Raw genomic sequence first — 19,597 nt, forward strand, 5'->3', positions numbered from 1 at the left:
TCAGGGAGCGGCACTCACCCGTGGAAGTGCGCCCCGGGCAGACGCCCGCGCACTCCCAGCCGCTGATCCCCAACACCACGACGAGGGACACCATCTGGCTGCGCGGAGCCGCGGCGTTGCGGCACCGCTGCCGAGGAGTCGGGCGGCCGCACTCACCGACGAACAACCTCAATACGCGCTGGGCCCGTCACCCGCAAGGAGGGAGATGACAGGCCCTACGCTCAACCCGGGAGCGGCGAGTTCCCCGGGCCTACATTTGAGAGAGGGATCGCTCCCTGTCATGACGGACTCCACCGCGGCGAGCCCTCACCGGATCCCCGGACGAACGACGGGCCGGCTTCGATGGCGGCCCGGGCGGAACGGCCCGGGCCTATCGCGGGCATACGCCGCGCGTAAAGTCGGTCACGGAGGGTGTCACTGATCTCCGACAGTGACTTGATCTGCAAATGGCCGCCCCTGTCGATCAACCCGCGGTTGGCGGGGTTGCTGACCACGAGGCGGACCTTGACCCCGGTCGCGTGCTTGGCCGCCAAGGTGTCGTAGAGGCCGACGTCGTAGCGTGGCAGCGGCGGGCAGGTGCCGTTGAGGTCCTGATGGGAGATCTCGATGTGCTCGCCGGCGCTGCCGATCAGCGACCGCATCGCGCTCTCCTCGGGGTTGGCGATGTCGTAGCCGCGGTCCGCGTTGGTGTGGTCGTGCACGCCGATGCCTCAGGTGGTGACGGGTGCAGGGGACGGATCTGGCTGGTGGGCCGATGCCGGACCCGGATCCTGGATGCCGACAGCGAGGACGGCGACGTCACCTGGGTTTGCGGTGGCCGAGTCACCGGCGGCCACGTCCTTCTCCATGGTCGGTATGCACGCGGCACCCTTCGACGTGGCGAGCCAGACCTTCGTGGGATCGCCAGCGTTGCGGTAAGTCCAACTCCACAGCACATCAAGGTACTTGCCAGCCGATTGGGCGGCCGGGCCGCGGAGGGCGAGGTTCGACGTCTGACACCGGGTGCGGGGTGTCAAGGTAGTCGTCCTTCCAGTCGTTCCTGCCGCCGGCGATCACGCTCTGTCCGTCAACCACCAAGAGCTTGGAGTGGTTCCATGAGAACGAGGTCTTGGACGTGGTCATGGATGCGACATCGAGCGTGATGTCGTTGGCCGCGTCGCCGAGCTTGGCCGACAGTTCGTCGCGGTAGGCCGCCGGCATCACGTGGACGTGGTAGATGCACCGTAGGGCAGTGAAGCGAGCGAGGAGATGTCGACGGTACGGCGTGCCTTGGAGATGTTCTCGGCCATTCTGGCCAGAAGCCGACGGGTACCCGTGCGGTCGACGCAACCGGGGTCGCCCCAACAGACGGGAGTTTGCAGCAACCAGCCGCTCGGGTCATCGGCCGGGCCGTCTCGGCCGTTGCCGCTGGTGCGCTGCCATAGCCGGCCTTCCGTGCCGGCCGAGACGGTGCGCAGGGTCTGTTCAACGGCGTCCAGGTGCGGGGTGGGGAGGCGGCGTGCGCGGGAACGGTGGGAAGCGTGGCGAAGACGGCCGTGAGCGCAAGGGCGCAGGGCGTCAAACGACCAAGGTCGCACAGTTGTTGGCGGGCCAAGGATGGTTCCTCATCTTCCATGGATCTTCACAGACGGGCCGACCACAGAGTCGATCACCCATCGACACGAAGTTACTGTGCCCTCAAGGGACGGTTCGATCGTTGCTCCCCCTGGTCGTGCAGTATGGATATTTCCGCGGAATCCGCTGGCATTCGGCGTCAAGTGGCAGCAGCCGAGGCCCGGTCTTAGCGTGGTGGAATGATCGAGCTTTTATGCCTGACCAAGCGATACGGCGAGAAGGTGGCGGTCAATAATCTCACCTTCACCGTCCGACCAGGTGTGGTCACCGGCTTCCTCGGTCCCAACGGTGCTGGCAAGTCGACGACCATGCGGATGATGCTCGGGCTGGACCGGCCCACCTCGGGCGACGTCCGCATTGACGGCAAGCACTACGATCACCTCAAGGATCCGCTGAAGTATGTCGGTGCCCTGCTCGACGCCAAAGCGATGCACGGTGGACGCAGCGCCTACCATCACCTCCTCTGCCTGGCCCAGAGCAACGGCATTCCGAAGAGCCGGGTGAACGAGGTCCTGGACACCGTCGGTCTCACGACGGTCGCGAAGAAGAAGGCGAAGGGGTTCTCGCTCGGCATGGGGCAGCGGCTCGGTATTGCGGGCGCGCTGCTCGGCGACCCGCGGATCCTGATGTTCGACGAGCCGGTGAACGGCTTGGATCCCGAGGGCATCCACTGGATCCGTAACCTGATGAAGTCGCTGGCCGCTCAGGGCCGGACGGTGTTCGTGTCCAGTCACCTGATGAGCGAGATGGCGTTGACCGCGGACCACCTCGTCGTCATCGGGCAGGGGCAGCTCCTCGCCGACACGTCCATGGCCGAGTTCATCCAGCAGAACTCGCGGTCGTTCGTCCGAATCCGCACCCCACAGCGGGAGCTGCTGCTCGACGTGCTGCACGAGGCGGGGATCACCGTGGTCGAGTCGGGCGGAGAGGCGCTGGAAATCGGCGGCGCCGAGACCGAACGGATCGGCGAACTGGCCGCGAAGCACCGGATCGTCCTGCATGAGCTGAGCGTCCAGCAGGCCTCCCTGGAGGAGGCGTTCATGCGGCTGACCGCGGAGTCGGTGGAGTACCACGCACATCTCGAGACGCCCACCGGTCAGGAGCGGTGGGACGACGGCAAGGAGAGGAGCTGACCATGACGGTGATCCAGGTCGTGCGGTCCGAGTGGACCAAGATCCGTTCTGTTGCCTCGACGATGTGGACGCTCTCCCTCGCCTTGGTGATCACCATCGCTCTGGGCATGCTGATCGCGGCCCTGTCGAATCACGAGTTCGACAACATGAGCGACAAGGCCAGGCGCTCCTTCGATCCGACGTTCATCAGCTTCGCCGGGATGAGCCTGGGGCAGCTCGCGATGATCGTGTTCGGCGTCCTCGTGGTGTCGAACGAGTACAGCACCGGGATGATCCGTACGTCGCTGGCAGCCGTGCCGCGGCGTGGAATCCTCCTGTTCAGCAAGATCGCAGTCGCTGCCGGGCTCGCTCTCGTCGTCGGCACGATCACCACCTTTGTCGCCTTCTTCATGGGGCAGTCCATGCTGGGCTCGCACAGAGCGTCGATCGGTGACCCGCACGTCCTGCGCGCGGTCATCGGCGGCGGCCTCTACATGACCCTCATCGCGGTGTTCTCGATGGGGGTTGCCACCATGCTGCGCTCGTCGATGCTGTCGCTGGGCATCCTGATGCCGTTCTTCTTTCTGATCTCCAACATCCTGGGCAATGTCAGCGCGACCAAGAAGATCGGACGATTCCTCCCCGACCAGGCCGGCAGCAAAATCATGCAGGTGGTCACCCCGATCAGTGACGACACTCCGTACGGGCCGTGGGGCGGCCTCGGCATCATGGCTCTGTGGGTCCTCGCGGCGCTGGCGGGCGGGTACGCCGTGCTGAAGGAGCGAGACGCGTAGGAAGCCGGACCTGGACGGCTTCTTCGAGAGCCGCGTGAGAGCCGCCCCGTCCCGTCGCCGATACCGGCCTCGTCTCGCCACCCGTGGCGCCTCCCAGCCCCGGCGCGGCGATGGCGCTGAACGCCATGGGCAGGACCCGTAGCCTCCCTCGCGCCTGAAACGCCGGACTCGCGGCCCCTCGCCAGGACAGGTCAGGCGGGCCGGCCACATCCGCCCGGGGCAGCGCTCCCCCTGCGAAGCCTGAACACCGGCTTCCTGGAAGGTGTAGGGAATACCCACATTGCCCCTCGTGGCGAAGTCGGCACACTGGAACCCGGATCAGGCACCGGATCTTCGTTGAGCCGACTACCCGACCGAGGGCGCCGTGATGCTCCTGGCCTCTGGCTGCGTCCTGTACGGATGGTTCCCTCGTCAGCGGGGCGGCGCTCGATATGTACCGACGCCGGTCAATGCTGTCTCGCGAAAGGCCACTCATGTTCTCGGGGAACGGCCGTCATCGTCGGCCCGGCCAGGCTCAGGACATCCCCGTCGCGGCTGAAGCGACCGGCTCTGTCACCACCACCCCGCACATCGAGGCCGGCGGAACCGGCCCGGTCGGCGGAACCGCAGAGGACCGGGGTGCCGGGACGTCCTCGTTGTCGGCCCGTCAGCTGACCGTCACAGTCGAGCGCGGCAACGGCCGAAGACGAACACTGCTGAACAACGTGAGCTTCGCGGTGCCGAGGAAAACCCTGATCGCAGTCGTCGGCCCTTCCGGGTGCGGAAAGACCACCTTGCTCCATGCTCTGACGGGCAATCAGGCACACGTCAGGGGCGAGGTGCTCTACGAGAACCAGAACCTCCGTGAGCGATTCGCGGAACTGCGCCGGCACATTGGACTCGTCCCTCAGCACGACATTCTGCACCCACAGCTCACGGTGCGGTCCGCGCTCCGGTACGCGGCCGAGTTGCGCTTCCCTCGCGAGACGGAGCCGGTGGAACGCCACCGACGGATTGACGAAGTGCTGACTCAGCTCAGACTCGACCCGCACGCCGACCAGCGCATCACCGCGCTCTCCGGCGGGCAGCGCAAACGCGCCTCGGTCGCGGTGGAACTCCTGACCAAGCCCTCGCTCATCTTCCTGGACGAACCAACCTCCGGCCTGGATCCGGGCATGGACCGTGATGTCATGGAGCTGCTGAGGGGACTCGCGGACGGCGGCCGGACCGTGCTGGTGGTCACCCACTCGGTCGGCGGGTTGGAGCTGTGCGACAAGGTGCTCGTCTTGGCGCCTGGCGGATCCCTGGCCTACTTCGGTCCCCCGGACGAGGCACTCAACTTCTTCGGGCAGGCGACATGGGCCGACGTGTTCTTCGCCTTCGAACAGCGCCGTGACCACGACTGGTCCCGCACGTGGCACGAGCACGAGCAACTCGTTGCTGCTCAAGCTGCCCCACCGCACGCGACGACCACGACGCCCGAGGCCGTCGCCATGGCGGGACTGCCCAAGCCGCCTCACTGGACGGCTCAGCTGTCCGGGCTGATCCGTCGGCAACTGGCGGTGATGACCTCCGATCGGAGGCTGATGGGCCTGATGATCCTGCTACCCCTTGTCCTGGGCCTGGCCAGCACCGTCATACCCGCGGACTTCGGCCTTCGCAGGGCACCTGACGGCACATCGAACCCCGAGGCCGGCACGATCCTCGCTTCCCTAGCCATCAGCGTCTGCTTCATGGGAGCCGCGAGCTCCGTCCGTGAACTGGTCAAGGAACGGGCGATCTATGAGCGGGAGCGAGCCGTAGGTCTCTCCAGATCCGCCTACCTCATATCGAAGATCACTGTTCTGGGCCTGCTCTCGGGCTTCCAAGGAATCGTTCTCTGCCTGCTTGGTTTCCTACCGCGGGAAATACCGCCCCGGGGAATCGTTCTGACGGGCACCCCGATCGTCGAGATGACCTTCGTCATGGCAGCGCTCGCGTTCACCTCGATGATGTGTGGCCTGGTCATCTCGTCGCTGGCGAGAAATGCCGAGAGCACCATGCCCCTGCTGGTCCTGTTCTCCGTGCTCCAATATCTGTTCTCGGGTGTCACATTCCGTCTCTTTCACAATCCCGGCGTCGAACAGGTGGCTTGGCTGGCGCCATCGCGCTGGGCCATCGCATCGGAGGGAGTGACGGTCGATCTCGGACAGTTGCTCGGTCCGATGGACAAGTCGGCACCTTCAGCCACCGACCCTCTATGGCATCACGCGCTCGACCAGTGGCTCACCGACATGTGTGTGCTCCTCGGCATAGCACTGGCCTGCTACCTGGTCACGCTCCGGCTCCTGCACCGGCACGAACCGCCTGCCACACGCAATCGCTGAGCGATGGGTTCGCCGGATACCGGCAGCGCGCCCGTGAGCGGTCGAAAAGTGTTAGCTCCGACCTCCGCCCCCGTCCCTCAACGTTATGATCAGAGCTCACGGTCACCGTGGCACTCACCCATCGTCTGGGGAGATGCCAGCACTCTCGCAACCATCGCGATTTCTTCTTTCACCCGCATAAGCCGATGAAGTTCCACCGCATCCAGTCTGATTATTTTCTCAATAGAATCCGGTGAAAGCCCTAACGACTCAAGCTCGGAGTACGAGCTTCGTCTGTAGCGCAGCATGTAGATCTCACCCTCCACTTGCCGGTAGGCCTGGCGCGCCAGAAGGCGGGGATGAGACACAAGTAACCACTGGTCCCGATGATGTGCAGGAAGTAGGTCCCACAGCCATCTGATCGCCGTTCTTTCCCAGTCGGGAAGGGTTGGCCTCATAACTTCCGCGGGCCATGGCGACAAGCTTTGATTTCCATCAATTCCTAGCATGCAGGGCCTCCGAAGATACGCCGTTGGTATCTTGATCAAGCATGCATGATCTAAACTCTGGCCGCTCGCCACCCACTCGACCGCGTGATGGTCGGCCTGCTGCGCGAACGACAACACGTCACCCCTGCGGGTGAATATTTCGGCGTCAGGTGCCGCAAAGGGGTACCTAAGACAGGATTCCCACTCGCGCGATTGGAAGAGCGTGAAGATGATGAAACGTGCCAGGGCGACTGTTGTCGCAGCTGCAGCCGCCATCGCGATGTCTATGACGACGAATGCGTCAGCCTCGACGAACTTCTTTCTGCTTCGAACTGAGGCGCGATTTGCGCCACCCATGGCGTTCATCCCGTCTCCTGCCATCACGTATGACATGAGCCTGGTGCCGGCATCCTCGTACATCCAGGTCAAGGAGTTCGCCGAAAACGCTTCGACCGTCGTCGGACTGCGGGTTCGGGGCTTAAAACCGAACCACACATACGGGGCACACGTGCACACGAAACCATGCGGTGCCCGTCCTGACGACTCCGGCCCCCATTACCAGAGTCAACTTGACCCGCACCAGCCCTCCGTCGATCCCGCTTATGCGAATGGGAAGAACGAAGTCTGGCTAGACTTCAAGACCGATCGTAATGGGAAAGCCAGCGCCGTCTCGCGGCACAACTGGCGTTTCCGGTTCGGGGGGACGGGGTCTGTGGTGATCCACGAGCACGGGACCGCTACCGGTCCTGGTGAAGCGGGCACGGCCGGCGCACGGGTGGCCTGCTTCACTGTTGCTTTCGGTTGATCCCTGGCCTGAACGCAACGCCGGTGCGCATACGGGCGGCGGCGTCACGGTAAGTTGGTCACCGTGACGCCGCCGTGGTACACATGGAAGATCAAAATGCGAAGACAGGCCCGGTGGACTTCTGCAGTTCGCAGGAATTTGTGAAGGTCTTCTCGTATGAGACCTTCTTGCCCCGCCACCAGCCTTGGGCAGTTACCGTCACAGGCTTGTACAGCTTGTAGCAGATGCCAGTTGGATTGACGTTGAGTTTCTCAAAATCCCCTGCTACCGACTTCAGCGTCGCACAGGCTTCGCGGGCCTGCGCATGCCAGACGCTCCACGTGGGATAACAACCCAACAGGACCGTCCTGTCCGGCGGCGGCGTGGGCTTACGGTCGGACTGAACCTGCGTCAACACCAGAACGGTGACAGGAGCGCTTTTCACGTCGCCGGTGGATGACTCGTCAGCCACGGCAGAGGCCGGCGGCAGCAGGGCAGAAATTACCGCAGCGGCTGAGGCGACAGAAATCGCATAGGTGCGCATATAAAGTGTTCCTCCTCACGGAATCAAATCATGGACCGTGCTTCCCCAAAGCCTCGCATCGGGAGGAAACGTACATCTACGAGAGCTGCACGCTCTCTGTGCATGACGGTGAGCGATCCAAACGAGTGAGAGACTCTGGCCTCGCCACTTTTACGTTCTTGATGACGGGGCCGACGCGCAAATGATTTCCGACTGAAGCAGTCGATACGCCGTGAGCGTTCAGAGAGGAACGCCACGTAATAGCGATCGCCACGAACGTGACGTGCTCGCCGATTGATCGTTGACTGGTGTGCGTCGCGTACGCAAGGCGCGGGTCGGGCTGACCCACCTCCCCAGCCCGGCCCGCGTGCGGTCATGGCACCCCTCACCGGGCGACCCGCCAGGCCTCTGCGGCGGCTACGGAGCCGCGATGCCAATCGGGTGACATCCGGCGTCATACACCCCTTCGGAAAGACTCTTCCGTGTGGGACGAGGTGTGCTTGGAACCCTCCTTCCTCCGCAGGGTCCCGTACTCTCTCACTTCGCGGTCAGGGGAGTACGGGACCCATGGGCCGTACTCACGCAGCTCGCTTGCCCGAAAGCTGTCACGCGGTGGCGTGGTGAAGAGACTCAAAGCCCGGTTGACGGTGCGTCGCGTGAAGGCGACGCGACAGCCGCCCTGGGCTCGAATGTGTTCACTCATCCGTTCCTCACCTGTCCGTTCCTCACCCATTTGTTCCTCCCCATCGGTCGGTGACGGAAATGCCGCCGTATGCCGTCGGGACGGACGATCACCTCGTCGTGGCGGTGGTGTGTCCTCGTACGGCTCTGGGCTGTTGCGTCCGGCCCGGAGCCGCGATATCGCCGTTCGTCCCCCGCATGTTCCGGAGTCGTTGCGACGGCCGACGGCACGGTCGTATGACCATCAGCTCCTCCGCCGTCCAGAGCTTCCGCCACACAAAAGCGCCTCTCCGTGGACTGACTGGGCTGAATGGAGCAGGCGCACTCTCGGACGGGTGGCCTTGAGATAGCTCAGGCGGCGAGCGTCATAATATGCCTATTTAAAGGGACTTTATGAGTAAGTTCCCGACTTTCAGGAGGTTATGTTGTACGACAACGGTTCGCAGCTTGCGGTGACCGGAGCTGGTGCGTCCGTTCTGGGCATGACGTTCGGCCTGGGCTGGTTCACACTCCTCGCGGCGATTCTGGTAGTGAGCGGCTTACTGGGGCTGACTGCCCTCCAGAGCTGGCACAGGCAGCACTGATAGGGGTGGCGGGGTCGTCATGAGGCTGAAGCGTTCAGGATGTCGTACGAACCGGTACAGACGGCCACAGCAGGTGGATTCAACAGGGCGTACGAGTCCGTCCAACTGCCCGCAACGGCCGCCCGAGGCAAAGGTCGCGGCATCTGGAATGTGCGGCCCATTCGTCTGTGTTGCCGACCTCGCCACTCTCCGCACGCCTCAGGCCGCGGCCGGTTTGTTCCAGTCGCGGCCTGAGGCCGCCTACGGCAACCGCGTTATGCGCGCGGCTCGTTTATGAGGGTGGTTCGGATGTCACGCGTACAAAGCGAATCTGGAACGGCCATGACACGGCATCCAGGTTTATACCTGACTATTTCTGGCTTATGGCTGTGCTTGTTCGCAGCGTTCATCTGGTCGATTGAGCCGGAGGTACAGCGGGCCTTCACACAGTCCAAGGGGATCGGACTGACAGTCGTAGCCAGCGGCTTGTTCATCGGCTACTTCTGGCTCAATGGCCTCAAAGACCTGGTGTACACCATCACTTTCCATCGTCACCGGGACCGGCTGCTACCGCAAGTCTCCGCCACCTCGCGGGAGTCCGGCGACTGGCCGCAGACGATTCTGGTGTACTGCACCTGCGACGACTTCGGTGCGGAGTCGCTGGAGGCGTCCATGCGGCAGGATGCGCCGGGAGTACGAACGGTGATCCTGGACGACTCGAAGACCGACGCCTACCGCCGCGAGGTGGATGCCTTCGCGGCAGCGCATGGCCTGGAAGTGATCCGACGCGGTGATCGTACCGGTTTCAAAGCGGGGAACCTCAACAACTTCCTACGCCACACGGACTTTGACTACTTTGTCATTCTGGACAGTGACGAGATTATCCCCCCGGATTTCGTTGCCCGCTGCCTGGACTACTTCGAGCACTACTCGAACGCGGGTATTGTGCAGGCCAATCACGTGGCCACTCGGAACAACAACACCTTCATGAAGCGCTTCTATCCCGGGGTGGCCACGCACTGGCTTGCCTACCAGTCTGTCAAGAACCGGTATGGGTTCCTCTCCTTGCTCGGCCACGGCGCCATGGTCAGCGCTGCCTGCTACCGGGCGACCGGCGGGTTCCCGCACCTGGTGGCCGAAGACCTTTGCTTCAGTATTGAAGCCCGCTCAGCCGGCTACCTGACCGTGTTCGCACCGGATATCGTCTGCGAGGAGGAGTTCCCGGTCTCCTACCTGGCGTTCAAGCAGCGTCACAACAAGTGGACCCAGGGCAACATGGAGTTCATCAAGAAGTACACGCGGCGGATCATGTTCAGTCCGATGCGGTGGTTCGAAAAGCTGGACATCTTCCTGTTCACGTACAGCCTGCCGCTGACCAGCCTGTTCAGCCTCTACGTTGTCATCAACGTAATGGTGCTGCCTGCGGTCGGCTACTCGGTGCGTTGGCCGCTGTGGATGCTGGTCCCGACGGTGGCTTTCATTCTCGCTCCGATGCTCAACGACATCCTCAGCCTCCGCAAAACCATGCGCGCCGACCGACTCGGGTCCTATCTGTTCCACTCGGCACTGCTGTTCGGCTCGATGTTCTTCACCGGCCTCCGCGCATCCTTCAAATCATTGTTCGGCTCGTCGGTCTTTCTGGTCACCCCCAAACAGGGCACTCGACTCACCTGGCGTCAGGCCCTGCGTTCCAACTGGCAGGACCTGCTGTTCGCTTTGGCACTCACCGGGGCCTGTTTGTGGTTCACTCACAGTGTTCTTCCGGTGCTGCTCATCGTAGGGCCTGCCGCTACCGCGTTGTATCTCGCACGGATGCACATGCGCGGCCCGCAGAAAGCAGGGGCTGGTCAGTGATCCGCATCCGCATTCCCCGACCGGGGCGCACTGCGCGGGCGCTACTCGTGGCAATGGCTGGACTGGCCCTTGCAACAGGGCTGGCTTTGGGCGGCTACACCGCCTGGCTGGTGTGGAGCCACAGCCCCCAGCCCAGCCTGCGTGAGCAGGTACGCACCGACCGGATCGAGCACGCCCTGATCCACAGCTCGCTCAGCCCCTCTCCGAAAAGCAGCACGGATGCCGACGCAGTGATGCGCATCCCTGTCCTCGGCAAGCATTGGATCTATCCCGTCTACAACGGCACTACGGATAAACAATTGGCCAAGGGGCTGGGCCACTACAGCGGCACTGCCGGCCCCGGCGAAATCGGCAATTTCGCTGTGGCCGGACATCGCTCTTCGATGTCGGGGTTCGAGCCCTTCGCCGACCTCCCTGACCGTGTCGGACCGGGTGACCAGATCATCGTGACGGCCCCGACCGGCCGCTACACCTACACCGTCACGAGCACTGAGCATGTCTCCCCCGACGCAGACTGGGTCCTCCGTCCCGACCAGGGCCACGGCTCCGACCCGAGGGACCGCTTGATCACTCTCACGACCTGCACACCTCGGTATGGGAGCACCGGCCGCTTCATCGTCTATGGCCGGCTCACCTCGCACCGGGTACCGAAGTGACATCGGCCCGGTCGACATCTTATCGATATATCGATGAACGGCGCCGTCACGATCCCCTGCACGGAAGACCGCGTGAGCAGGCTGAACGACCGCTGAAGCGCCGCACCGGCGTACGCCTTCAGACCCCGGGCATCAGCGAAGCTTCTCCGGTCTCGTTCCCGGCCTCGGCCAGGGCGCGGACACCGGCCTTCACGTTCGGCCCGGAAAGCCAGCGCATCAACACCATGGCGTAGAGCGGATCAGGTAAATCGATCGGCTAACGAGAATGCCGACTGTCACACGGCTGTATGCAGTGCTTCCAGAACTTGGCGTGGGCCGGGATCCTGACAGCGGCGGCGCTTGTGATCGCTGTGCCGTCGTGTGCGTTGCTGTCCCTGTTCTGTAACCTTCCAAGCTATTTTCTTCGGAGCTGTCGGCTCTGAGCGAAACTGTATCGTCAGACGCGCTGCCCGCGGCATCTCCGCTCTGGCGCTGCGGGCAGCTTGGACGCCCCCCCATCAGCGGCGCATTGGGCGGACGGGAACGCTCGTCCTCGTCGGCTCCCGCGGCTTGGAAGTCTTTGAGCTTTCCGCGGCGATACTCCCGGCAGGCATGGCACCGGATGAAGCACACCGGTGACTCATCGCACCAGTTGAAGGACACCGGTGACTCGCAGGCTCAGCGAGGTGGAGGTGACCAGCGTGATCGCGGTCTCGTCTTCAGGGCCCCGCTGTGCTGATCCCGCGTCCGGCGTTGGGGCCGCGGCGGCGGTGCCCGGTGAAACCCCGACGACATCTGAGGGCTACTCCGGATCCCGAGCTTCGTTCCGCCGGGCACCGCGGTCACCGTAGCGCTGTACAGGTGTGGCTGATAAGCGGGAAGGACCGTGTGCCTTCGTTCGAGTGTGGGCCTGCCTGGCTGACGGAGACTCTCCGCATGTGCGGCGGCTCAGCATCTGTCGCCACACCCATCGTCGCGATGTCCCGGCCCGGTCCGCTGTCTCCGCCCTGTCGGCTTCTGGCCCACGGCTTCGGCCGGGGGCTGAAACGCAGCCGCCCACTCCATGAGTATCCCCTCGCAGGTCCATGTGTCCGAGGGCGATGGGAGGTGTCCTGTGGCGGGACGGGGACCGGCCGTGGACGGGGTTCGGGCCTCGAAGCACAGGAGGGTGTGGATCGGGTGCCAGGCTCTGTCTCGTCGTCTGGATCGGACCGCCAGACGACGCCGTCCGGGTGGTGAAGGACGGCCGTGGCATCGTCGGGTGTCGGTGGCTGTGCGTTGCCCCGGACGTAGACCGCCCGGAGTCCCAGGTTGCGCGGCCGCGTCAGGGCCCGTGCACGGTTCGCGGCGTGCACGAGTACCCGGACTCGTGACGGCTCCCCTTCCTCCGGCAGGCGGAGTCGGCTGTGGACGGGGCAGCGATAACGCGACCACCACGTCGCCGTTCGGAAGCTTGACGAATCCCCCACCGGCCATGCCGGTGTGCTCTCTCTTCATGGGACTGTGTGTCGGCGACAGATTCTGCCCAAGCGTTCGAATGCGTTCGACACGGCCCTGAAGCACTGGACTGTGGGTCCCGGACGTCCTGGCTGGCCGCTGTGGGCATCCGGCACGCCGGGAAGCGACGAGACCTGAGTGGCAGCGTCAGCTCGCCGAGAGCCTCTTCCCGACAGGGGAGGTGGCCTCGCTGCGCTCGGCGTCCGCCACGGGTGGCGCGCTGCATCATTCGGTGACCGAGGGGGCGGCGCACTTCCTCACCTGACGGGCGGCCGGGCCCCGCGAACGATCAGGTGCCCGCACGGACGCGGAACCCGACAGAACCCGATCGGAGCGCGTTTGCCGGCCGGAACCTGAGGGCCATCGTGTCGCCGACACCACTCCGGAAGAGGTGACACACATAACATATGCGGCTTTCCGCGTGCCGAGTGAGCCGTTCGCGGGTCCAAAGGGGCATACAGGCTTCTCGCCGACCAGGCAGAACCCACCAGAGACTTTCCCGCCTGCAAGGCAGGGTTCACCCCAACACCCCGTGAGGGAACAGATCGAAATGACCACGCTCAAGGCACCACCCACAATTCCGGGCGTCCAGACCTCAACCAGCTCCTGGTGCCCTGACTGCGACGGCCACCCCAGTGAGCGTATCGCCGTCTTCCCCGCGGGAAGCACGCGCGCCGGCCTGATGGCCGACCAGGCCGCCGCCGCCCATGGTCATGGCGCCCACGTCCACTTCGTGCCACGCGGCGACCTGTTCGCCGTCGTCGTGCCGGTCGCTGCGGCGCAGTGAGCCTATTCGGCGGTGCCTTTCGAGGATGAGGGCTGCTTGTCCTGATCACCAGGTCCCGGGTACAACTTTTTCCCCCGAAGGCGCATCCTGAAGAGTGACGGACATCAACCCATTCGCCGATGGAGGCGAATATGACATGTTTGCTCACTTACGACACTGGTACCGGCGAACCGCTGCCACAGCACTGACCGCTGTTCTCATGGGCGGAGCGTCAGCAGGCGCCACCTGGGCTGTGACGGCGACACGAGCACCGGAAGGGCTCCGTACCTGCACTGTGAGCGACCTCTATGTGTCGATGGGCCGCAAGGAAGGCGCGGCGGGTTCGGTGTACTGGCCGATCCAGTTCACCAACACCTCCACCACCAGCTGCGGCCTGCGCGGGTATCCCGGTGTCAGTGTGCTCGACACCGCACACCATCAGATCGGCCCGGCTGCTTCCCACTCCGGACGCCGCTATGCGCTCGTCACCGTCGCCCCAGGTCACACCGCTACCTCGGTCATTCGAACGGCCAACGGCCCCATCGGCGGGCCTTGTCTGCCCATCGGAACGTACCTGAGGGTCTATCCGCCAGCCTCCTATCGTGCAGTCCTCGTCCCCGCTCAATGGACGCTCTGCTCCCGCCTCTTCGAGGTGGGTCCGGTCGGCACCCAGGGCGCCATCTGACGACCGGCACCAGCCGACGTTCCCGAGCGGACGGGGTGCACCGTGTCCAGCAGCGTGGTCCGTCCGAACCCGGCAGCCGTCCTCGCCACGGAGCCAGGTCGCGCCGCATAGGACGCACGGCGCGGGCGACCCGCCGCGGTTCAGGATCCCTTACCCCTTCGCCGTCCCCGCGGACTGGGCCGGGCGAGAGGGCGTCGGTCTGTGTCCGTTCCTTCCAGCGGTGGGTCCCAAGACCACCAGCAATCGTCGTCCCGCACGGCAGCGGCCATCTGTCTGAGCTTCGCAAGGACAAGCCGACAGTCGACGGCCGCGTCATGCGGGCCGCCGAGCGGCTGGCTGCGGTAGGCCGCCTGCTTGACTGACCACAGCCCTCGCCACACGGCGTAGGGCATCATTGCGTCCTCCCACCGGCAGCGAGCCAACCACTCCTCAGCCGCCCTGTGGTCGCCATGATGGCGGATCAGTTCGCGCCGGAAGACAGCGCGGGCGAAGGCAGCGTCGTACGACACCAGCGTGCGACCGTGGAGCACATCGGAAAGGACAGGCAGCAGCTCCCCGAAGGCAGCAGCCCCGGCTACGCGTTCCCGCGTGATGCCGTGCATCTCCAGTGCCGCGGGCTCGATGGCGGCGCGGGGCTGCAGGTACTCGTCTAAGACCACGGTCTCGTCCCGGTTCATCGCGGCAATCTGCACCGCAAAGGCGTTGTCAAGACCCGTGGTCTCCACATCGACCACCAGCAGCGAGTCGTCAGTGAGCAGATGACGGGCCCAACGTGTAACCTCCGCACGCTCGCGTGGCCAGGACGAGGGCCGCCGCATGGCGCGGATCGCGTCATCCAGACTGGCGTGCCCTTCCCGGATGGCCAGCACTCGCCACACAGCTGCCGCGTCACCATCCGGCTCGGCGCTCACGGTACCCAGATACCGGCCGGCACCGTAGGCGGCCCAGATGAGCCGGTCAGCGCCGGCGGGGCGGACGAACTGCACCTCGTGCTCATCCACACGACGGGTGAACAGGTCCTCCTGCCCGTCCGGCTCCACGAGGGTCACCGTGCTCCCCTTCCCCGGCCGGCCCGGCCGTGCCATGGATGATCAGAGAAACTGTACGACCGGACAGTGGGGAATCGTGGTCCAGGACACGGCGGTTCGGGGAAAGCCGAGCCCTGACACGAAGGCACAGCGGCGGAATCGGCGAAGCGGTACCTTCCTGGTCCACTGTCACCAGGACGTCCGGGGCCCCGGCACGGGCTGCAACGCATGCGAACAAGTCGCAGCGCCTGTCGGAGACAACCAGCAACTCGCGTTCACGCCTTGGACGGCTGCACGCTGATGCCCTGGCTGAGCCGATGACGTGCTCCCCCGCCCCTTCGCCGGGGACAGCTGCAGGCCAAAGTCGGCCAGGCCGCTTGTCACTTGAGCCAGTGCGCTGCGAGCGGCGTGGGGCGCGAGTCCGAGATGGTGTGTGGCGGCTGCGACCGCAGCCTCTACGTCTCCATAGATCATGAGGAGCTCGATGAGCCGGGCGGTGCCGGTACCGACCTGGAACTGCTCGTTGATCTGTGGGGCGTGTATCAGCGCTATGTCGGTGTTGTACAGCAGCACAGGCATCTCCGCCCCGGCGAGAGTGAGGTCGACAGCCTGTGTGTACTGGTCCGCCGCAGCGGTCAGGCGCTGCGGAAAGCCGGAGACTTTCAGCTGGGTCAGGCCTCGCGAGGCCGCTGTGCGGAGTGCTTCCAGGGCGTATAGGTAGCGGGACAGCCAGGGGCGCTCCTGATGAGCGATGCGCAGAATCGGTGTGGGGACGGCGCCGGCGAGACAGCCCGGGCAGCCGGAGCCGGGCGCTCGTCTAGAGGCGGACCATGTGGCGGTCAGGTTTGCGAGGCCATCGGTTACGACGCCGAGGGGCCTGCCCTGAGGGGTGGTGCTGGCCTGGCCGTCGGCACGGATGAAGAGCCGCTGGTGCGGGCCGCCACAGGCGTGGGCACCACCCAGGGCACATAAGTCAGCCAACCGGATCATCGGGTGGAGCAGTGCGGGAGGGAACACGCCGTGCCGGTGGGCCTGGTCCGCGTGAGCCAGAAAGGTGAAAAAGTCGTTCTCGCTGGTGATCCGTGCGAAAGTCGGACCGGTTGTCTCGAGGTAAGGGGTGAGGATGTACTCCTGCACCTTCACGACGAAGATGTCCCCCACCACAAGCTCGTCGCCGGGAGCACTCAGCGAGCCCGTGCAGGGAGCGACGATGGCTTCACCGGTTCCCGTCGGAGTGTCGGAGGAAGGGGAGAATAGCGCGGTACCTTCGTCGCACAGATCACTGTCGAGGATGGCAGGCAGTAGATCGGCCGACTCGGCGATGATGGTCCGCATGGGCGGGCCGCCATAAGGAACCGTGCGGGCGCCTGAATTGCCACACCCCCAGGCGCTTAAGTGACATAAGATGCATCGCACTCTTACCACCTATAGATACTCGAACCTTTGGGTGTATTCCGCCTCCACACAATTGCGCACGCAGTGCGACGGCGGTGCAACCGCAGCCGCGAGGGGTGGAGTGAACTCCGGCTTCCCCGAGTGGCCGCTGATCGAGGGACAGCGGCCAGGTGTGACGAACGACGCGCTGGACCCGATGTGCGCGATGTCACGCTCAACCCGCTGGGCAGATAGCCCAGTTGGCGACCGGTCCACGCTGATTCACCCCTCGGCAGGGTTGCGAAGCGACTGCTGCCCGAGAGGGCTCGGCGATCTTCTCGTGGCCGGTTGCGATTCTCCTCCCTTGCTTCAACCGATTGAAGCACCGTTCCACCACATGGCGCGCTTGCGGATCCGCTGGCCGAAGGCCGAGACCCACCGTCGCACCCGGCCGTGATCGGCCATCGCATCCCGGACACCGACTGCACCTCAGGTCCTTTGTCCGCTGCATGGCGCGGTGCGGTGCGGTGCGGTCGCCACCGGCAACGACGCCGACGCCGGGATGCCGGCACCGGCAAAGCGGCCGTCCCCCGGCATCGACCAGTCGTTCCCCGTCGGCGTCAGCCAGGACGGCCACGGCTTGAGCCGAACCACTCCGCAGCCGAGCCAGGCGTGCCGACGTCCGGTGCACGCCGTCACTGTGAGGGGCGGCGCTCACGCGTGGCGAACCTCCACATACCTATGGCACGGGTCACATGTGAGCGCTCCAGCGTAACGCCCCGCTTTTTACCGCGTCGTAGAGACGGCCAATGCGTACGGCGGTCGCACATGGAAGGAACACACAATGTCTGACGTCGGCATGAGCCCTGCCACACTGCTGGCCACGCTGCTGCTGGCTCAGCGCGCGGCAGAGGCGGCGGAGACGGGGGTCCAGCGAGACCTTCTCGAGGCGGTGCTCGCGGCACAGCCCGAGGACACCGAACGCCTGGGCACGCAAGCGAAAGACGTGAGCCTGGATCTCGCCACCCGGTATGTGCTCGTCGCCGTTCACGTCGTGGAAGCGAGAGCGGAGCGCTCCTCCGCGTGGGCAGCGGCGTACGCACAGCGGCACCACGGCTTGACCACACGCCGAGGGGACTGGCTGATCTTCGTGCTTCCCGGCGACGCCCCCCAGGCAGCAGCTGACCGCGTCGTGACGGAGCTGAGCCGCGCCATCGGCCACCCGGTCACCGCCGGCGCGGCCGGCCCGATAAGGTCACTCCATACCGTGGGTGACGCCTACCGCGAGGCCCTCTACTGCGCAAGGGTATTGCTCGCGCTCGAAAGGAACGGTGACGCGGCCGCAGTCGAGCAGTTGGGGTTTGTTGGATTACTGGCCCGAGAAAAACCCGCCCTCGAACCCTTCATCGAAGCGATGATAGGGCCTCTCCTCAGCTATGACGCGCGCCGAGGGACGGCGCTACGGGCCACCTTGCAGGCATACCTGGACAGCGGGCAAAAACTCAGCCGGACTGCGACGAACCTGCATATCCACATCAACACCGCTGCTCAGCGGCTGAGTCGGATCACTGCGATTCTCGGCCCCGGCTGGCAGGAGCCGCAGCGCCTGCTCGATATCCATGTGGCCCTGAGACTTCATCAAACGCGGCAGGCGATGGTCTCCCATCAGTTCCCTCCCCCGTGATCCGACTGTCACAAAGACGCCTCGTGTGGGCCCGGGCCCACACGAATCGGGTGCGACCATCCCGGTCCGGCGGACGGAGCCGGCAGTTGCCTGGTAGGTGGCGGAGGTCTGCCAGGCCCTGTGACCTCCGGACAGTGCGCTACATCTTCTCCCCACCGACATGGAGCCACGATCCGGGACTCCGACGGATGTCGGGCCATACTTGAGCCCGTACGGCCCTCAGCGCTTCGGCTGGGCAGGTGCCGCTTTTGCTCGGCCCGGGGGGCAGCAGACGCCAAATTGTCCAGTCGGATTGAAGGTGGATCAGATCGGTTCCGGCTTCCCATAATCCGCCTACTCTCCTTAATTCAGGAAACCAGCTCCAGGTCCTTCGCCCGACAGGCGCCGGCAGTGCAAGATGCCTAAGCACTGACCTGCTGTTTCACAAGCATGATGCAGCATTGGACAGGAGGAGATGAAGCAGTGGTGGAACAGGAAAAGCCCGTCGAAGAGCTGGCGTACGCTCTCGCGCAGGCCCTGGACGAGTGGAGCGAGTGCCTTAAAGAGGTGATGGAGGGAGCGGGGCCCTCCCGGTCCGGGCTCGTCACCCGCCTGTGGAACGCGGACCCGAAGATCGACAACCCTCTCATCGGCCACTGGCTGCTCGGCCGAGATCAACTCCTCGGCGAGAGCAAGAGACAGCGCCGCCTGCCGACCGTCCAGGACACCGCCCGAATCGTGGAAGCCTTCCGGGACTACCCGTTGGCCCAACGCCGGCGAATGATGGGAATCGCCAAGCGGATCGAATTCCACAGGGCACAGTTACACAAGATCGAGGGCCAGCAATGGCGAAGCGCGGTCGTCACCGTACTCAAAGCCCCGGCACAGCTCGGTGCGCCGGTGCCGGCCGACGCGGCGTTCCCGCCGGAGTCCGAACCCCAACCGCCCCTCGCCTCTGAGGCCATGCCGATGCAGGCCCCTACGCCGCCCTTGACCACCACCCACGCCGTAGCGAGCGCGGACGGTGTGCAGCCCGCAAGCGGCCCGACCACCTCGCCGCCGGCCGCGGAACCTCCTGCTCTCGCTGCATCCAGTTCATCGAGGCGCACGACCGTGCTCATGGTGGCCATCGGCCTGCTGGTCGCCCTGCGCTTCGCTGCGAGGGGACGGTCCGGATCAACCGACCCAAACGAAGCCCGTGCTTTCCTCTGA

17 protein-coding genes and 1 pseudogene are annotated in these 19,597 nt (G+C 64.9%); 11 read left to right on the forward strand and 7 right to left on the reverse strand.

The window, feature by feature from the left end:
• Window positions 1–278 precede the first annotated feature (278 nt).
• Both ACZ7HQ_RS37150 and ACZ7HQ_RS37155 read right to left on the reverse strand, forming a co-directional pair.
• Window positions 279–701, reverse strand: a complete 423-nt coding sequence (locus ACZ7HQ_RS37150; protein WP_470999653.1) for a phospholipase D-like domain-containing protein — start codon at window positions 699–701, stop codon at window positions 279–281.
• A gap of 235 nt (window positions 702–936) precedes the next feature.
• The gene (locus tag ACZ7HQ_RS37155) at window positions 937–1,203 is read right to left on the reverse strand and encodes a hypothetical protein (protein WP_470999655.1); all 267 of its coding nucleotides are present in this window, start codon (window positions 1,201–1,203) and stop codon (window positions 937–939) included.
• A 590-nt stretch (window positions 1,204–1,793) separates the two neighbouring features.
• On the opposite strand from ACZ7HQ_RS37155, the gene ACZ7HQ_RS37160 reads away from it, so the two are divergent.
• The 3 genes from ACZ7HQ_RS37160 to ACZ7HQ_RS37170 all read left to right on the forward strand — a co-directional run bounded on the left by ACZ7HQ_RS37160 (window position 1,794) and on the right by ACZ7HQ_RS37170 (window position 5,865).
• Window positions 1,794–2,747 (forward strand): ABC transporter ATP-binding protein, encoded by a 954-nt coding sequence (locus tag ACZ7HQ_RS37160; RefSeq protein ID WP_470999657.1) that lies wholly within the window; start codon window positions 1,794–1,796, stop codon window positions 2,745–2,747.
• 2 nt (window positions 2,748–2,749) lie between these two features.
• Entirely contained in the window at window positions 2,750–3,520 is a 771-nt protein-coding gene (locus ACZ7HQ_RS37165; protein ID WP_470999659.1) for an ABC transporter permease, read from the forward strand.
• Between the two features lie 473 nt (window positions 3,521–3,993).
• Window positions 3,994–5,865, forward strand: a complete 1,872-nt coding sequence (locus tag ACZ7HQ_RS37170; protein WP_470999661.1) for an ATP-binding cassette domain-containing protein — start codon at window positions 3,994–3,996, stop codon at window positions 5,863–5,865.
• Window positions 5,866–5,954: 89 nt separating this feature from the next.
• On the opposite strand, the gene ACZ7HQ_RS37175 is transcribed toward ACZ7HQ_RS37170, so the two are convergent.
• Window positions 5,955–6,752: a hypothetical protein gene (locus ACZ7HQ_RS37175; RefSeq protein WP_470999808.1), complete on the reverse strand. Its 798-nt coding sequence runs from the start codon at window positions 6,750–6,752 to the stop codon at window positions 5,955–5,957.
• Between ACZ7HQ_RS37175 and ACZ7HQ_RS37180 the strand changes: the two genes are divergently transcribed.
• Entirely contained in the window at window positions 6,724–7,137 is a 414-nt protein-coding gene (locus ACZ7HQ_RS37180) for a superoxide dismutase family protein (protein WP_470999791.1), read from the forward strand. The genes ACZ7HQ_RS37175 and ACZ7HQ_RS37180 overlap by 29 nt on opposite strands.
• A gap of 91 nt (window positions 7,138–7,228) precedes the next feature.
• Here ACZ7HQ_RS37180 and ACZ7HQ_RS37185 read toward each other — a convergent pair whose 3' ends face one another.
• Entirely contained in the window at window positions 7,229–7,660 is a 432-nt protein-coding gene (locus tag ACZ7HQ_RS37185; protein ID WP_470999663.1) for an SSI family serine proteinase inhibitor, read from the reverse strand.
• Between the two features lie 1,082 nt (window positions 7,661–8,742).
• Between ACZ7HQ_RS37185 and ACZ7HQ_RS37190 the strand changes: the two genes are divergently transcribed.
• From ACZ7HQ_RS37190 to ACZ7HQ_RS37210, 5 genes are all read left to right on the forward strand, one after another.
• Window positions 8,743–8,904, forward strand: coding sequence for a hypothetical protein (locus ACZ7HQ_RS37190; protein ID WP_470999665.1), 162 nt, complete (start codon window positions 8,743–8,745; stop codon window positions 8,902–8,904).
• Window positions 8,905–9,276: 372 nt separating this feature from the next.
• Window positions 9,277–10,737 carry a glycosyltransferase family 2 protein gene (locus tag ACZ7HQ_RS37195; RefSeq protein ID WP_470999667.1) on the forward strand — a complete coding sequence of 487 codons (1,461 nt, stop codon included), beginning with the start codon at window positions 9,277–9,279 and terminating at the stop codon, window positions 10,735–10,737.
• Window positions 10,734–11,393, forward strand: a complete 660-nt coding sequence (locus ACZ7HQ_RS37200; protein WP_470999669.1) for a sortase — start codon at window positions 10,734–10,736, stop codon at window positions 11,391–11,393. Before ACZ7HQ_RS37195 ends, ACZ7HQ_RS37200 begins: the two co-directional genes overlap by 4 nt.
• 2,026 nt (window positions 11,394–13,419) lie before the next feature.
• Window positions 13,420–13,656 (forward strand): hypothetical protein, encoded by a 237-nt coding sequence (locus tag ACZ7HQ_RS37205; RefSeq protein ID WP_470999671.1) that lies wholly within the window; start codon window positions 13,420–13,422, stop codon window positions 13,654–13,656.
• 94 nt (window positions 13,657–13,750) lie between these two features.
• Window positions 13,751–14,320, forward strand: coding sequence for a DUF4232 domain-containing protein (locus ACZ7HQ_RS37210; RefSeq protein ID WP_470999673.1), 570 nt, complete (start codon window positions 13,751–13,753; stop codon window positions 14,318–14,320).
• 140 nt (window positions 14,321–14,460) lie between these two features.
• On the opposite strand, the gene ACZ7HQ_RS37215 is transcribed toward ACZ7HQ_RS37210, so the two are convergent.
• The 3 genes and pseudogenes from ACZ7HQ_RS37215 to ACZ7HQ_RS37225 form a co-directional block, all read right to left on the reverse strand.
• Window positions 14,461–15,369 (reverse strand): 3'-5' exonuclease, encoded by a 909-nt coding sequence (locus tag ACZ7HQ_RS37215; protein WP_470999675.1) that lies wholly within the window; start codon window positions 15,367–15,369, stop codon window positions 14,461–14,463.
• A 168-nt stretch (window positions 15,370–15,537) separates the two neighbouring features.
• Window positions 15,538–16,773, reverse strand: a complete 1,236-nt coding sequence (mpaB, locus tag ACZ7HQ_RS37220; RefSeq protein WP_470999677.1) for a daptide biosynthesis RiPP recognition protein — start codon at window positions 16,771–16,773, stop codon at window positions 15,538–15,540.
• A gap of 256 nt (window positions 16,774–17,029) precedes the next feature.
• Window positions 17,030–17,131, reverse strand: a pseudogene (locus tag ACZ7HQ_RS37225) (IS5/IS1182 family transposase); the annotation flags it as partial.
• 435 nt (window positions 17,132–17,566) lie between these two features.
• Here ACZ7HQ_RS37225 and ACZ7HQ_RS37230 point away from each other — a divergent pair.
• Window positions 17,567–18,406: a PucR family transcriptional regulator gene (locus ACZ7HQ_RS37230; RefSeq protein ID WP_470999679.1), complete on the forward strand. Its 840-nt coding sequence runs from the start codon at window positions 17,567–17,569 to the stop codon at window positions 18,404–18,406.
• A gap of 462 nt (window positions 18,407–18,868) precedes the next feature.
• Complete coding sequence (locus tag ACZ7HQ_RS37235; protein WP_470999681.1) at window positions 18,869–19,597, forward strand: hypothetical protein; 729 nt, start codon at window positions 18,869–18,871, stop codon at window positions 19,595–19,597.

This window comes from Streptomyces sp. NPDC037290 (assembly GCF_055603245.1).

What these genes read in the sequence shown, in the direction of transcription:
- ACZ7HQ_RS37160 (WP_470999657.1), top strand. Translation starts at nt 1,794, where the DNA reads ATGATCGAGCTTTTATGCCTGACCAAGCGATACGGCGAGAAGGTGGCG.
- ACZ7HQ_RS37165 (WP_470999659.1), top strand. Translation starts at nt 2,750, where the DNA reads ATGACGGTGATCCAGGTCGTGCGGTCCGAGTGGACCAAGATCCGTTCT.
- ACZ7HQ_RS37170 (WP_470999661.1), top strand. Translation starts at nt 3,994, where the DNA reads ATGTTCTCGGGGAACGGCCGTCATCGTCGGCCCGGCCAGGCTCAGGAC.
- ACZ7HQ_RS37180 (WP_470999791.1), top strand. Translation starts at nt 6,724, where the DNA reads ATGAGCCTGGTGCCGGCATCCTCGTACATCCAGGTCAAGGAGTTCGCC.
- ACZ7HQ_RS37175 (WP_470999808.1), bottom strand. Translation starts at nt 6,752, where the DNA reads ATGTACGAGGATGCCGGCACCAGGCTCATGTCATACGTGATGGCAGGA.
- ACZ7HQ_RS37185 (WP_470999663.1), bottom strand. Translation starts at nt 7,660, where the DNA reads ATGCGCACCTATGCGATTTCTGTCGCCTCAGCCGCTGCGGTAATTTCT.
- ACZ7HQ_RS37190 (WP_470999665.1), top strand. Translation starts at nt 8,743, where the DNA reads ATGTTGTACGACAACGGTTCGCAGCTTGCGGTGACCGGAGCTGGTGCG.
- ACZ7HQ_RS37205 (WP_470999671.1), top strand. Translation starts at nt 13,420, where the DNA reads ATGACCACGCTCAAGGCACCACCCACAATTCCGGGCGTCCAGACCTCA.
- ACZ7HQ_RS37230 (WP_470999679.1), top strand. Translation starts at nt 17,567, where the DNA reads ATGTCTGACGTCGGCATGAGCCCTGCCACACTGCTGGCCACGCTGCTG.